The sequence below is a fragment of the Shewanella sp. DC2-4 genome, from assembly GCF_013248875.1.
GTDB classification, from domain to species: domain Bacteria; phylum Pseudomonadota; class Gammaproteobacteria; order Enterobacterales; family Shewanellaceae; genus Shewanella; species Shewanella oncorhynchi.
Genome location: NZ_JABRVR010000002.1, coordinates 1,981,936 through 1,994,592 on the forward strand (window position 1 = coordinate 1,981,936; position 12,657 = coordinate 1,994,592).

Genomic DNA, 12,657 nt, shown 5'->3' on the forward strand with positions numbered 1-12,657 from the left:
GTAGCTTTGATACACCCAAGGGTTTACAGGGTAAGGAATAAAATGAAAAAACGATTATGCGCTGTGTTGTTAGCTTCACCTTTGCTATTTAGCGCGGCTGTGTTTGCCGATGATGCGCAGCAGCTCAGGGAAAAATTGATTGGTACCGCGTCACTAAAAGCCGATTTCAAACAAACCGTAACAGATGTCAATAAAAAGGTTATTCAAACAGGGTCTGGCATTTTTGCCTTAGCGTATCCGAATCAATTTTATTGGCATTTAACCCAGCCCGATGAATCGCAGATTGTCGCTGATGGTAAAGATTTGTGGATCTACAATCCTTTCGCCGAAGAGGTGGTCATCATGGATTTTGCTGAAGCAATCAATGCATCTCCCATCGCATTGCTCGTCCACCGCGACGATGCGACTTGGTCACAGTATTCAGTGTTCAAGAAACAAGATTGCTATGAGATCAAACCTAAGGCGATTGATTCGGGCATATTGTCCGTCAATGTGTGTTTCAAAAATGCCCAGTTAGTCAACTTTAATGTTGCCGATGATAAAGGTAATTTAAGCCTGTTTGATTTAAGCAATCAGCAAGCCATCACAAATAAAGACAAAGCCTTGTTCACCTTTGTGATCCCAGACAGCGTCGATGTTGATGATCAACGTCGAAAAGCAGCGCATTAGGCTATCGCGTGAGCAGTTTATCGTTTAATTTTGCGCCCGATTTTCGTCCCTTGGCCGCGCGCATGCGGCCAAGAACGATTGGCGAGTACATAGGTCAAGCCCATTTACTGGGTGAGGGCCAACCACTACGCAAAGCATTGGAAGCAGGGCGCGCCCATTCCATGATGTTGTGGGGACCGCCGGGCACAGGTAAAACAACCTTAGCCGAATTAATCGCACATTATTCAAATGCTCACGTTGAACGCATTTCCGCGGTCACCTCTGGCGTTAAGGACATTCGCGCCGCGATTGAGCAAGCAAAAGCCGTTGCAGAATCCCGTGGCCAACGTACCTTATTGTTTGTCGATGAAGTCCACCGATTCAATAAGAGTCAACAGGATGCTTTTCTGCCATTTATTGAAGATGGCACAGTGATCTTTATCGGCGCGACCACAGAAAATCCGTCTTTTGAAATCAATAATGCCTTACTCTCGCGGGCAAGGGTCTATCTTATCAAGCGCTTAAGCCATGATGAAATCGCCCATATAGTGACTCAAGCCTTAAACGATAACGAGCGCGGTTTAGGCCTACGACGATTTGTAATGCCAACCGATGTGCTCACAACATTGGCACAACTTTGTGATGGTGATGCCCGTAAAGCGTTAAATCTTATTGAGTTGATGAGTGATATGCTCATCGACGGTGGCACCTTTACCACTGAAATGTTAATTCAAGTGGCGGGGCACCAAGTTGCTGGTTTTGATAAGAACGGCGATCAGTTTTACGATCTTATTTCAGCAGTGCATAAATCCATTCGCGGCTCAGCACCCGATGCGGCGTTGTATTGGTTTTGTCGAATATTAGAAGGCGGTGGCGATCCGCTTTACGTGGCAAGGCGCTTACTGGCGATTGCCTCTGAAGATGTGGGCAATGCCGATCCTGCGGCGATGACAATCGCACTGAATGCCTGGGATTGTTTTCACCGTGTTGGCCCCGCAGAAGGTGAGCGAGCAATAGCACAAGCCATTGTTTACCTTGCCAGCGCGCCTAAGAGCAACGCTGTGTATACCGCATTTAAGGCTGCGCGTGAGTTAGCTCGCGAAACAGGGCAAGTCGAAGTACCGCACCATTTACGCAATGCACCGACTCAATTAATGAAAGACATCGGCATGGGTGCAGGGTATCGATATGCCCACGATGAAGCCAATGCCTATGCCAGTGGTGAAAATTATTTCCCCGAATCCCTGCAAACAGCACAGTTTTATTTTCCGACTGAGCGAGGGTTTGAGAAGCGGATCAAAGATAAATTGGCGCAATTAGCCCAGTTAGATCAAGCCAGTGAGAACAAAAGATATGACTAACATCTTATTAGTGGCTTTCGGCGGGTCAATTGGAGCAGTTTTACGCTATCTTATTTCAATATTCATGATCCAAGTATTTGGCAGCAGTTTTCCTTTTGGTACACTGTTGGTTAATGTTATAGGTTCATTTTTTATGGGCGTAATTTACGCTCTGGGGCAAATGAGTCATATCAGCCCTGAACTCAAAGCGCTTATAGGTATCGGTCTATTAGGTGCTTTGACAACGTTTTCGACTTTCTCTAATGAAACCTTGTTGCTGATGCAAGAAGGGGATTGGCTGAAGGCGATTTTGAATGTGGTGTTGAATCTAAGTCTATGTTTATTCATGGTGTACTTAGGTCAACAACTGGTTTTTTCTCGCATTTAACTATTAAGAATATATCACATGTTAGATCCTAAATTTTTGCGCAACGAATTAGAAGTTACCGCTGAGCGACTGGCTACCCGTGGCTTTATTTTAGACATAGCTCATCTCATTCAATTAGAAGAAAAGCGTAAGTCACTGCAAGTGGCTACCGAAGAATTACAAGCGTCGCGTAATGCCATCTCCAAATCTATTGGCCAAGCTAAAGCCCGTGGTGAAGATGTTGACGCGATCATGGCGCAAGTGGGCGATTTAGGTTCACAGTTGGATGCCAAAAAGATTGAACTGGCCGCCGTACTTGAAGAAGTCAATGCCATTGCCATGTCTATGCCTAACCTGCCTGATGAATCAGTACCAATGGGAGCCGATGAAACAGAGAACGTTGAAGTGAGACGTTGGGGTACGCCACGCACTTTTGATTTCCCGATTAAAGATCATATCGATTTAGGCGAAGGCCTAAACGGCTTAGATTTTAAAAATGCCGTTAAAATTACTGGCTCACGTTTTATAGTGATGAAAGGCCAAGTCGCCCGCTTAAACCGCGCCATTGGTCAGTTCATGTTGGACTTACATACCACAGAGCACGGTTATACCGAAGCCTATGTGCCATTACTGGTTAACGAGGCAAGCTTACTCGGCACAGGCCAGCTACCTAAGTTTGGTGAAGATTTATTCCACACTAAACCTGCGACTGAAGAAGGCCAAGGCTTGAGCCTTATCCCAACCGCAGAAGTGCCATTAACGAACTTAGTTCGCGATAGCATTGTTGATGAAGACGAGCTGCCAATAAAGTTAACAGCGCATACTGCATGTTTCCGCAGCGAAGCGGGCTCATACGGCAAAGATACCCGTGGTCTGATCCGTCAGCACCAATTCGATAAAGTTGAAATGGTGCAAATTGTTAAGCCTGAAGATTCAATGGCGGCACTTGAAGCGCTGACAGGTCATGCTGAAACTGTATTGCAGCGTTTAGGTTTACCGTATCGAACAGTGATTTTATGTACTGGCGATATGGGCTTTGGCTCAAGCAAAACCTACGATATCGAAGTCTGGTTACCAGCACAAAATACCTATCGTGAGATTTCTTCTTGCTCAAACATGAAGGATTTCCAAGCCCGTCGTATGCAAGCACGTTACCGCGTGAAAGCAGATAATAAGCCTGCGCTATTGCATACGTTAAACGGCTCAGGTTTAGCTGTGGGTCGTACTTTAGTGGCTATTTTAGAAAACTATCAAAATGCTGATGGCAGTATCACAGTCCCTGAAGTTCTGCGTCCTTACATGAGCGGTTTGACTCAAATAGGCTAATGGAACACAAAATAATACTATGGATAAAGGCCAGCGCTATCTCCGTTGGCTTTCCTATACCGCTGTGATTGCAGTATTTTTTGCTGTAATGCTCGCCACCGTAGGCAAAGCCATCTGGGTTGTGTTAGAAAACGTCAAATAACCCTATCAACTTTGTTCAAGTAAAAAGAAAGGCATGTTTCCCAAAGGAACATGCCTTTTTGTTTGTGTCATGTTTACGTGATGACTTAACCCTTTGCCATTAAATACACTTAGCTGGTTTGGGCAGGCCCGCGATTTTCGTTGCTTGTTTCGCAGGTCCAATCGGGAATAGGGTATATAAGTATTTAGAATTGCCTTTGTCTGGTCCTAAGGCTTGGCCAATGGCTTTAACTAATACTCGGATAGCAGGGCTCGTTTTATATTCGAGATAGAAATCTCGAACAAAGTTAATCACTTCCCAATGTGCAGGCGTAAGTACAATTTGCTCTTCTGCCGCTAACAACAGGGCCATATCGGGTTGCCAATCGTTAAGATTTTTTAAATAACCTTGATGGTCACGGGCGATTTCTGCGCCATTAAATTGCAATGGATTTACCACGTTATCACCTTGTCATGGAGTAATGATTGAGCCACAAACTCATTGTAATCGATAAACATCACGTTCTTTAAACGTTCGGATAGACCACGTGCGATAACATCGTCTTTTAAAACCATCAGCTTGAAGGGTGATAATGCCATTGCCCATTGACGCAGCAGTAACGCGTTAACACCATCACTCGATAATAAAATCGCATCTTCCTTACAGGCGTAACGTAAACAAAGTTTTAGCGCGTTATCTCGACTGGGAGATGTTTGAATATGGTGTAAAATCATTAGAATACTAAGACCTCATCCACTTGGTTTAAATGGGCTGTGATGGCTTCATCGTTGACCACTGTGACTGGGATCGACAGTAAGCCATGGCTTAAGCCGTAATCGGCTAAGGATTGCTTACAGACTAACACAAAGCCAATATCATACAGCGGCAGTGCTTTAAAGGTGGATATGTAATCTTTAGCACCGATAAGCACAGGCTGTTGCTCTTTAATCAAATGCAACACACCTTCATCCACAAACACTAAACTCACTTCTTGTTCGAAGCTAGCGCTAAGCAGGGCAAGATCTAAACCTTCGCGGCCACGAACAGTACCATGTGGCGAGCAGCGAAATAGAATACACAATTTTTTCATAGTAGCCCTGAGAGTTAAAAACTGATCAAACGATCGGCCGATTCAATACCTGTGATTAGCTCACCTAAACCGCCCATGATAAATGACTCGCCCACATTCCAGTGGCTTAGGCCATTCTCGCAGGCATCTTGCTGACTCACAATGCCACGACGTAGCGCTGCAGAAACGCAATTGACTAACGGGACCTGACGGGATTGCGCCAGCTGTTTCCAGTCACTGATCACATCATTTTCATCGGAGGCGGGTAAGCTTAAATCTGTGGAGTTATAAACGCCATCTTGATAAAAAAACACACAGATAATCTGATGCCCAGCTAAAAGTGCAGCTTGGGAGAAGCGTAAGGCGTTAACACTCGCCGACGTGCCATAAGCGGGCCCGTTCACTTGGATAATAAATTTGCTCATTTAAAATAAAAATGGCCCTAAAAGTAGGGCCATTCTAACGCAAGTTAAGCTAAAAATCGCTAACTAGGATTAGTCATCGTTGCCTATGCCCATCAGGTGTAACAGCGCGATGAAGAGGTTTAAGAAGTCTAGGTATAACGAGATAGTCGCGCGAATGTAGTTAGTTTCGCCGCCATTGACGATACGACTAGTATCAAACAGGATAAAACCTGTCATCAGTAACGCCAAGCCCGCGTTAATTGCCATAAAGGCAACACTGTTACCCATAAAAATATTAATCACAGCGGCGGCGATCACCACAATCAAGCCGGCGAACAAGAATCCACGTAGGAAAGAGAAATCTTTCTTAGTGGTCACGGCATAGGCTGATAACGCAACGAAAATCACTGACGTTAACCCCAGTGCTTGCATGATCAGCTGTGGACCGTTTGCCATACCCGCGTAGTGATTGAGCATGTAGCCCAGTGAAGCACCTTCCATACCCGTAAAGGCAAACACCCAGAAGATACCCGCTGCAGATTCGGCTTTACGTAAAGTGACAAACAACAGTACTAGGCCACCAATCGATAAACCAATGGAGACTAACGGACTGATATTTAATGCCATTGCCAAACCCGCACACAGGGCAGAGAAGGCCAATGTCATCGATAACAGCATATAAGTGTTTTTAAGAAGTTTGTTCACTTCCAGTGTTGACGCACTCGTCGAATATAAGGTTTCTTGGGTCATGTTGATCTCCGTTGACACATTTCCAAACTGATCATTTTGATTTTTTACAGCACACTAAGTTCCCGTAAAATCCTAAAATGAACTTAACTGGTACAATGATACCGTACATGAGATACGGGTGAAAGTCATAGAACCATGAATAACAAATTGTTAATCTTCAAAATTTTACTCAATTATTTATTTCAACTTTAATTGCAAAGCATAAAAAATAAGATTCTTGTATCTGCGTCTTCATCCACTATGAAGGTAAAGACTTAGTCTGTACATAAGCAGACGATACACAATCACATTCAATGCTGATTTCAATGACTAGATCAGCATATTGAGTTTAAACCAAGCTTAAGCCAGCCACTCTTTGTGCAATTTTTCAGTATCGCCAAGATATTCCAGCACCCAAGCGAGAGCAGGCGACATCTTGTCAGCATTCCAGGCCAAGCAACAAGGGCTTGTCTGCTTTGGATTTTCCAGTTGTTTCTCAACGAGCGCACCCGCCTTAATAAACACGCTCGCTAAATGCACTGGCATATAACCGACGCCTAAACCTTCGCGGAAACAGTTAATGGCACGGATCCAATCAGGTACGACTAACCTGCGTTGATTCTCTAGCAACCAAGTCATACGTTTTGGAATTTCCCGAGAGGTATCTTCTAAACAAATCGAGGGAAAAGGGCGCAGCTCATCGTCACTTAATGGGCGGTCAATACTGGCCAAGGGATGATTTTTACTAACAAGAAACGCCCACTCAATATCCCCCATGTCTTTATATTGGTAAACGCCACCGACTGGAATTGCGGTTGTCGCACCAATAGCAATATCACTGCGACCCGTGGCGAGCGCTTCCCAAACTCCGTTAAAGACTTCAATTCGAATAATTAATTCAATATCATGGAAGTGTCGATAAAAGTCAGCAATTAATACGCTGATCCTGTCGGCACGGACGATATTATCAAGGGCTATGGACAAGGTGGGTTGCCAACCATTTGCCACGCGCTGAGTGCCACGTTTCATCTCGTCCATCTGCGTGAGCAAGGTTCTGGCTTGCTTCACAAAATGTTCACCCGCTGGTGTTAACGTTACGCTGCGATGATGCCGTTCAAAAAGAATGACGCCGAGTTCTTCTTCTATTTGCTTGACCGCGTAGCTCACGGCAGAGGGCACTTTATGTAGCCGATTCGCCGCCGCGGTGAAACTACCTACACGAGCCACAATATCAATGAGTTCTAGCGCTTGTTCTGAGAGCATAACTGACGTCCATTCCAATGAAAATAATTGATAGCACAAGTCAAAAATAAACGTTTCCAATAAATTTAACAAGTCTTTAGACTGCACACTTTAGTCAATCCGACCCGATTATTCTATGAAAACGTCTAGTAACACCTTTGTAAACATAAAGTTCTTTATGTTTCTATTCTATTTAGCCATGTTGAGCATGCTTGGCTTTATTGCCACTGACATGTATTTGCCTGCTTTCAAAGCAATTGAAGGCTCATTTAACAGCACACCATCACAGGTGGCGATGTCACTGACCTGTTTCCTTGCGGGTCTTGCCTTAGGTCAGCTGCTTTACGGCCCGTTAGTCAATAAAATCGGCAAACGTTGGGCACTGATCTTTGGCCTTGCTTTATTTGCCATTGCTAGCGTGTTTATTGCCAACAGTGATTCTATATTAATGCTCAATACCGCGCGCTTCTTCCAAGCCATTGGCGCCTGTAGCGCAGGGGTTATTTGGCAAGCTATTGTGGTAGAACAATATGATGCCGATAAAGCCCAAGGTATTTTCAGCAACATTATGCCATTGGTTGCATTATCGCCTGCATTAGCACCGATCCTTGGCGCTTATATTCTGAACGAATTAGGCTGGCGTGCAATCTTTATCTCCTTGTGTGTTATCGCTTTTCTGCTGGTATTGATGACCTTGTACTTTGTTCCAGGCAAGAGTCAACATAAACACAGTGAACATGTTGCTGTATCTTATGGGCAAATTTTGAAAAACACCCGCTATTTAGGCAACGTCGTGATCTTCGGTGCCTGTTCCGGTGCTTTCTTTGCCTACTTAACTGTGTGGCCGATTGTGATGGAAATGCACGGTTATCAAGCGACTGAAATTGGGTTAAGTTTTATCCCGCAAACCATCATGTTTATTGTCGGTGGTTATGCGAGTAAGTTACTGATAAAACGCATTGGCGGGCATCAAACACTCAATATCTTGTTGTCGGTTTTCGCAGCCTGCGTTATTTCGATCATCATGTTCACGCTGATTTATCCCGCGAGCAGGATTTTCCCACTGCTTATTTCGTTCTCGATTTTGGCCGCAGCTAATGGCGCTATTTACCCAATAGTCGTGAACAGCGCGCTACAGCAGTTTAGTCAGAATGCCGCTAAGGCCGCAGGATTACAGAACTTCTTACAGATCAGCATTGCCTTTGGTGCATCAAGCTTAGTCGCTATGTGGGCAAGTCTTGGTGAAGTGGCGATTGGTTGGGGTATCCTATGTTGCGCTATTTTAGTTGTGGTCGGCTATATACTTAAGAGTCAACAAGAGTGGGGCGACTTTGCCAAACATTTCACTAAGCCAGATCCCGCACGGGTAGGCATAATGTCCGATGTGAAGCAAAATCCAGCGGATTGAGTGTAATAGCAACAATTGGCGCATAATTGAGAGTTAGTGCTTTACAGTCAACAGACTTACTTATATTATGCGCCTCGTTCGGAGGGGTGGCAGAGTGGTTTAATGCACCGGTCTTGAAAACCGGCGTGGGTTTATAGCCCACCCAGGGTTCAAATCCCTGCTCCTCCGCCATATTTAGTCAAAAAGCCGCTAAGCAATTAGCGGCTTTTTGCATTTTAGCTATTTTAGCCTTGCGTTTCTGATCCGAAACGCAGTGTTTCAGCCATATTTCACAAGCAAAGCCATCAGCAATGATGACTTTGCTTGTATTATTTAACTCTAGATTTCCTCATTCAACATAATGCCTGACAATCTCAGCCATCATTACACTTTGGGGAGTTTGTGTTGGACCATGGCAAGAGCAAAGGAATGCCAATCTGCATTAGCATAGCTGCTCACCAGATCTCGCAGGATAGTCGGTTCGCCAGCATTATCAACTGGTTGCAAAATTATCGGCAAATTCAGTGCATTGCAGTAATCCCGCCGCTCCACCACAAAAAACTGCTTCTTGTAGGGGAGTAGCAATGTGTCCTCAGCTTGCGCATTAAAATCACGCGCGGCTAAATAGCCAGTAAACCAATGATTGAGTAATGTGTCACATTGCTTAGTGTGGAATAAGCCTCCCCAATCATCCCCGAGTATGGCTTTACCCGACAGGACTCGCTGGCAATGATGAAAATCGATAAACCCTAGCTCACGTGTAATCACTTGTTGGCAATGCTTAAGCTGGAGATCTGAGTGTGATATGCCCAATTTCGCCATTAAGGTCGCGACTCTTTGCTTGGCTAACGGCTCATCCTGCTGACAAGCTTTGAGCAGTTTTTTAGCGCGAACTTTGGTTTCATTTAATGCGATGGCGCTTGAGTCTTTCATCTTGGCTAACTTCATTTTGCATTACCTCCATGACTGACTCGATTTGCTCGCGGCACGTGAATGAAAGGCCAAATACTGATGATCAATAAACTCAAGAGACAAGCTAAGATGTCCGCAATTGGAAAGGCCATCCACAACTTAACCAAAGAGTTTGGCATGATATTAATGTTTAATGCGCCTGTGATAAATGAAATATCTGTAAAGGATAGTTGAGGTAACAGGACCAGCAGGGGCAGTAACAAACCATAGATTTTTATCCCAGATAATAGCAATGCAAGCTTAGGGCGATTTGTGCCTTGATACACAGCAATCGCAATACCTGTGATCCCCGCCAAAGGTAAAGCGATAAACGTCACACTCGAAATCTTAATACAACCAGTTTTAGCTTAGTGGCAAGATAGCGAGTAATACTCTTGAGGACACGTTCGCCCGCTCGTTGAGACTTGACCAAGATGATAAAGTCATCCGCGTAGCGGGCGAAGTGATGCCCTCTGCTTCCCAGCCCTTTATCCAGACTATTCAACATGATGTTTGATAGTAATGGTGAGAGTGGGCCGCCCTGAGGTACGCCTTCGAAGCTTGCTTCAAATTGGTCGTTGATCATCACGCCTGCACGCAGGTATTTACCAATAAGCGCCAGCAGACGCTTATCCTGTACCTTGATCCTTAACTGAGTCATTAAGAGATCATGATTTACTCGATCAAAGAACTTGGACAGATCAACATCGACGGCAAATTTGCGTTTATGTTTGATGATATCCCTGACTTGCAAGACCGCTTGTTTGGCATTCCTATTCGGTCTAAAGCCGAAGCTATTAGCCGAGAAGGAAGGGTCAAACAACGGCGAGAGAATTTGAGCAATTGATTGCTGTATCACACGATCAATGACGTTAGGGATACCCAGTTTGCGTTTACCGCCATAGGGTTTGTCGATCTATACGCGTCTGACTGCTGAGGGTTGATATTCACCTAACTCAAGTTGAGAATTACACTGTTGCCAACCGCCTTGCTGCACCCAAAGCGGGTAGGCTTCGATGGTCATGCCATCGATACCAGCCGCGCCATTATTGGCTTTAACCTGACGCCAAGCTCGGTGTAGATTCTCAGGCTGAAGCAGTTGTTGGAATAAATCGCTGTTGAAGGCTGGTTGCTCATTTACGGTGGCCATTAGATCACGTGGTTTCATCGTCTTGTCCCCTTACTTAGTGGGGGAGGCCCTGCCAACTCACCTCTAGCCTACGCCTCATATGATGTTCTTGTTCATCAGCTCGCAAATTTGCTAGCGGCCTCCTTCAAACCAATCCTCGCGGATAAGCCCTTGCCATTCGCTAGTAGTTAACGTTTAATAACAGGATGTTATTGAACAGTGACCTTCCTACAGAGGACTTTCACCTCATTAGTTCATGCCCATGCTGGGCGTACACAAAGCCATCAATTTGACTGTCTTACGCTGCGCTTCAACCAGCAAATTATGGCGGCGTTATATGCCTAGTTCCTTGGTATGGTACCATTAGTTAGTGAAGCGAAAGCACCAAAAGACACTGGAGCAATTTTATCTTCGCCCTACCAGCGGCACTACACCCTGGAAGGACATCGAAGCTTTGTTTAAAGCATTAGGTGCAGACGTTTCCGAAAGAGCAGGCTCTCGAGTCGCAGTTGTGCTGTTTGATGAAGTACGAGTATTTCATCGGCCCCACCCATCTCCGAATACGGATAAAGGATCAATTATGTAGTGGTCAAGTAAAATTGGCCACGGTTTTAGAGTCATTCCAATATAAACGTTCTGACTCATTTGGCGTTAACCCACCATTATATTGATGGGGTCTGGTCTCACTGTAATATCCAGTGATGTAATTTGTGATCTCTTTATCTGCTTCTGTAAAATTCCCATAACCACTGGCAGGTATCCACTCAGATTTCAAACTTCTAAAGAAACGCTCCATTGGTGCGTTATCCCAACAATTCCCGCGGCGACTCATACTTTGCTCAATCTGAAGACGCCATATTAATTGTCTGAATTTCAAGCTTGTGTAATGCGAACCTTGATCGCTGTGATATATCACATTCTCAGGCTTACCCCTTAACTCAAATGCCATTTTCAAAGCTTTACAGGTCAGCGCACTATCTGGTGATAATGACAAAGCCCATCCAACAGGTTTGCGGGAAAATAAGTCTAAAACAACGGCTAGATAGGCCCAGCGATTACCGACCCAAACATACGTCACGTCGCCACACCACACTTGATCTGGTTGAGTTACTGCAAACTGTCGATTAAGCGTATTGGGGATTGCAACATGCTCTTGTGTCGCTTTCCTATAAGAATGCTTAGGCTGCTGACAGCTTAATAACCCAAGTTTTTTTCATTAGATTACGGGCTCGATAACGACTGAGACCAATCCCTTTGTTAGTCACTAATTGCGCTATCGTTCGCGCACCGGCAGAGCCATGACTAATACGATGTGCGGCCTTCACTTCACTGCATAAAATAGTAAAGTCTGTATCAATATGTTCTTTTCTTTTTAGCCAATACTTATAGCTACTTCGATGCACTTTGAATGCATTACAAATTGTGAGAATAGAGTGGCTCTGCTTGAGTGCGCTGATTAGCGTAAATTGTTCATCGAGTCTGACATCAAGAGAGCGGTAGCCTTTTTTAGGATAAGATTGTGCTCCTCAAGACGAGCTATTTGCTTCTTCAGCTCACGGATTTCAATTTGTTCAGGGGTAATCGGAGATGCTTTTGGTGTGCCACCCTGACGTTCTAGTTTTAACTGTCTCACCCATTTATCCATAGTGGATTTACCTACGTTCATCGCCTTTGCAGCTTCGATGATGCTATGGTTTTTATCGAGGACTAATTGGGCAGCTTCAAGTTTGAATTCAGCACTAAATGTTTTTCTGGTTGTCGATCTCATGTGTTCACCTAAAGTCATCTACGAGGCAATAATATCACCTCTATTTAGGTGGCCAAAATTAGTGTGCCACTACAATGTACGTGGTTCAATACAGGGTTAGCCGTATTGCCATCCTAACGCCGTCGGTGGTTGTGCCACATCCGCTGCCTCACCAGCTGCATTAACTCAAAAATTAA

17 protein-coding genes, 1 tRNA gene and 1 pseudogene are annotated in these 12,657 nt (G+C 44.7%); 8 read left to right on the forward strand and 11 right to left on the reverse strand.

The annotated features are described in order from the left end of the window. Positions 1-42: 42 nt before the first annotated feature. The 5 genes from lolA to HQQ92_RS23865 are packed head-to-tail and all read left to right on the forward strand — an operon-like array spanning position 43 to position 3,823. Positions 43-669: an outer membrane lipoprotein chaperone LolA gene (gene lolA, locus HQQ92_RS09405; RefSeq protein WP_173244853.1), complete on the forward strand. Its 627-nt coding sequence runs from the start codon at positions 43-45 to the stop codon at positions 667-669. Between the two features lie 8 nt (positions 670-677). Beyond that, complete coding sequence (locus tag HQQ92_RS09410; RefSeq protein ID WP_173244856.1) at positions 678-2,009, forward strand: replication-associated recombination protein A; 1,332 nt, start codon at positions 678-680, stop codon at positions 2,007-2,009. Continuing rightward, complete coding sequence (crcB, locus tag HQQ92_RS09415; protein WP_028759942.1) at positions 2,002-2,376, forward strand: fluoride efflux transporter CrcB; 375 nt, start codon at positions 2,002-2,004, stop codon at positions 2,374-2,376. Before HQQ92_RS09410 ends, crcB begins: the two co-directional genes overlap by 8 nt. Before the next feature lie 18 nt (positions 2,377-2,394). Continuing rightward, entirely contained in the window at positions 2,395-3,681 is a 1,287-nt protein-coding gene (gene serS / locus HQQ92_RS09420) for a serine--tRNA ligase (RefSeq protein ID WP_173244859.1), read from the forward strand. A gap of 19 nt (positions 3,682-3,700) precedes the next feature. Continuing rightward, the gene (locus HQQ92_RS23865) at positions 3,701-3,823 is read left to right on the forward strand and encodes a hypothetical protein (protein ID WP_028759944.1); all 123 of its coding nucleotides are present in this window, start codon (positions 3,701-3,703) and stop codon (positions 3,821-3,823) included. A 99-nt stretch (positions 3,824-3,922) separates the two neighbouring features. Here HQQ92_RS23865 and HQQ92_RS09425 read toward each other — a convergent pair whose 3' ends face one another. From HQQ92_RS09425 to punR, 6 genes are all read right to left on the reverse strand, one after another. Next, complete coding sequence (locus tag HQQ92_RS09425) at positions 3,923-4,261, reverse strand: TusE/DsrC/DsvC family sulfur relay protein (RefSeq protein WP_105252498.1); 339 nt, start codon at positions 4,259-4,261, stop codon at positions 3,923-3,925. Beyond that, the gene (tusB, locus tag HQQ92_RS09430; RefSeq protein ID WP_173244863.1) at positions 4,255-4,536 is read right to left on the reverse strand and encodes a sulfurtransferase complex subunit TusB; all 282 of its coding nucleotides are present in this window, start codon (positions 4,534-4,536) and stop codon (positions 4,255-4,257) included. The genes HQQ92_RS09425 and tusB overlap by 7 nt, the downstream gene beginning before the upstream one ends. Next, the gene (gene tusC / locus HQQ92_RS09435; RefSeq protein ID WP_173244866.1) at positions 4,536-4,892 is read right to left on the reverse strand and encodes a sulfurtransferase complex subunit TusC; all 357 of its coding nucleotides are present in this window, start codon (positions 4,890-4,892) and stop codon (positions 4,536-4,538) included. The genes tusB and tusC overlap by 1 nt, the downstream gene beginning before the upstream one ends. A 14-nt stretch (positions 4,893-4,906) precedes the next feature. Next, positions 4,907-5,296 carry a sulfurtransferase complex subunit TusD gene (gene tusD, locus HQQ92_RS09440; RefSeq protein WP_173244870.1) on the reverse strand — a complete coding sequence of 130 codons (390 nt, stop codon included), beginning with the start codon at positions 5,294-5,296 and terminating at the stop codon, positions 4,907-4,909. 69 nt (positions 5,297-5,365) lie between these two features. Continuing rightward, a complete protein-coding gene (locus HQQ92_RS09445) occupies positions 5,366-6,025 on the reverse strand; it encodes a Bax inhibitor-1/YccA family protein (protein ID WP_028759949.1) in 660 nt (219 codons plus the stop codon). A gap of 339 nt (positions 6,026-6,364) precedes the next feature. Next, positions 6,365-7,267: a DNA-binding transcriptional activator PunR gene (punR, locus tag HQQ92_RS09450; RefSeq protein WP_028759950.1), complete on the reverse strand. Its 903-nt coding sequence runs from the start codon at positions 7,265-7,267 to the stop codon at positions 6,365-6,367. 115 nt (positions 7,268-7,382) lie between these two features. On the opposite strand from punR, the gene punC reads away from it, so the two are divergent. Next, complete coding sequence (punC, locus tag HQQ92_RS09455) at positions 7,383-8,654, forward strand: purine nucleoside transporter PunC (protein ID WP_173244872.1); 1,272 nt, start codon at positions 7,383-7,385, stop codon at positions 8,652-8,654. Between the two features lie 80 nt (positions 8,655-8,734). Then, positions 8,735-8,825 (forward strand) — tRNA-Ser (locus tag HQQ92_RS09460). Between the two features lie 192 nt (positions 8,826-9,017). On the opposite strand, the gene HQQ92_RS09465 is transcribed toward HQQ92_RS09460, so the two are convergent. From HQQ92_RS09465 to HQQ92_RS23995, 4 genes are read right to left on the reverse strand one after another with little or no spacing between them, the layout of a single operon-like run. Continuing rightward, positions 9,018-9,581 carry a hypothetical protein gene (locus HQQ92_RS09465; RefSeq protein WP_173244875.1) on the reverse strand — a complete coding sequence of 188 codons (564 nt, stop codon included), beginning with the start codon at positions 9,579-9,581 and terminating at the stop codon, positions 9,018-9,020. Further along, positions 9,578-9,922, reverse strand: a complete 345-nt coding sequence (locus HQQ92_RS09470) for a hypothetical protein (RefSeq protein WP_251071046.1) — start codon at positions 9,920-9,922, stop codon at positions 9,578-9,580. The genes HQQ92_RS09465 and HQQ92_RS09470 overlap by 4 nt, the downstream gene beginning before the upstream one ends. Continuing rightward, complete coding sequence (locus HQQ92_RS09475; protein WP_346729599.1) at positions 9,919-10,500, reverse strand: reverse transcriptase domain-containing protein; 582 nt, start codon at positions 10,498-10,500, stop codon at positions 9,919-9,921. The genes HQQ92_RS09470 and HQQ92_RS09475 overlap by 4 nt, the downstream gene beginning before the upstream one ends. Beyond that, positions 10,501-10,752 (reverse strand): hypothetical protein, encoded by a 252-nt coding sequence (locus HQQ92_RS23995; RefSeq protein WP_251071047.1) that lies wholly within the window; start codon positions 10,750-10,752, stop codon positions 10,501-10,503. A 331-nt stretch (positions 10,753-11,083) separates the two neighbouring features. Between HQQ92_RS23995 and HQQ92_RS09480 the strand changes: the two genes are divergently transcribed. After that, positions 11,084-11,299 carry a type II toxin-antitoxin system HicA family toxin gene (locus tag HQQ92_RS09480; protein WP_173244878.1) on the forward strand — a complete coding sequence of 72 codons (216 nt, stop codon included), beginning with the start codon at positions 11,084-11,086 and terminating at the stop codon, positions 11,297-11,299. A gap of 3 nt (positions 11,300-11,302) precedes the next feature. On the opposite strand, the pseudogene HQQ92_RS09485 reads toward HQQ92_RS09480, so the two are convergent. Beyond that, a pseudogene (locus tag HQQ92_RS09485) lies at positions 11,303-12,481 on the reverse strand (IS3-like element ISSba5 family transposase). Between the last annotated feature and the right edge of the window lie 176 nt (positions 12,482-12,657).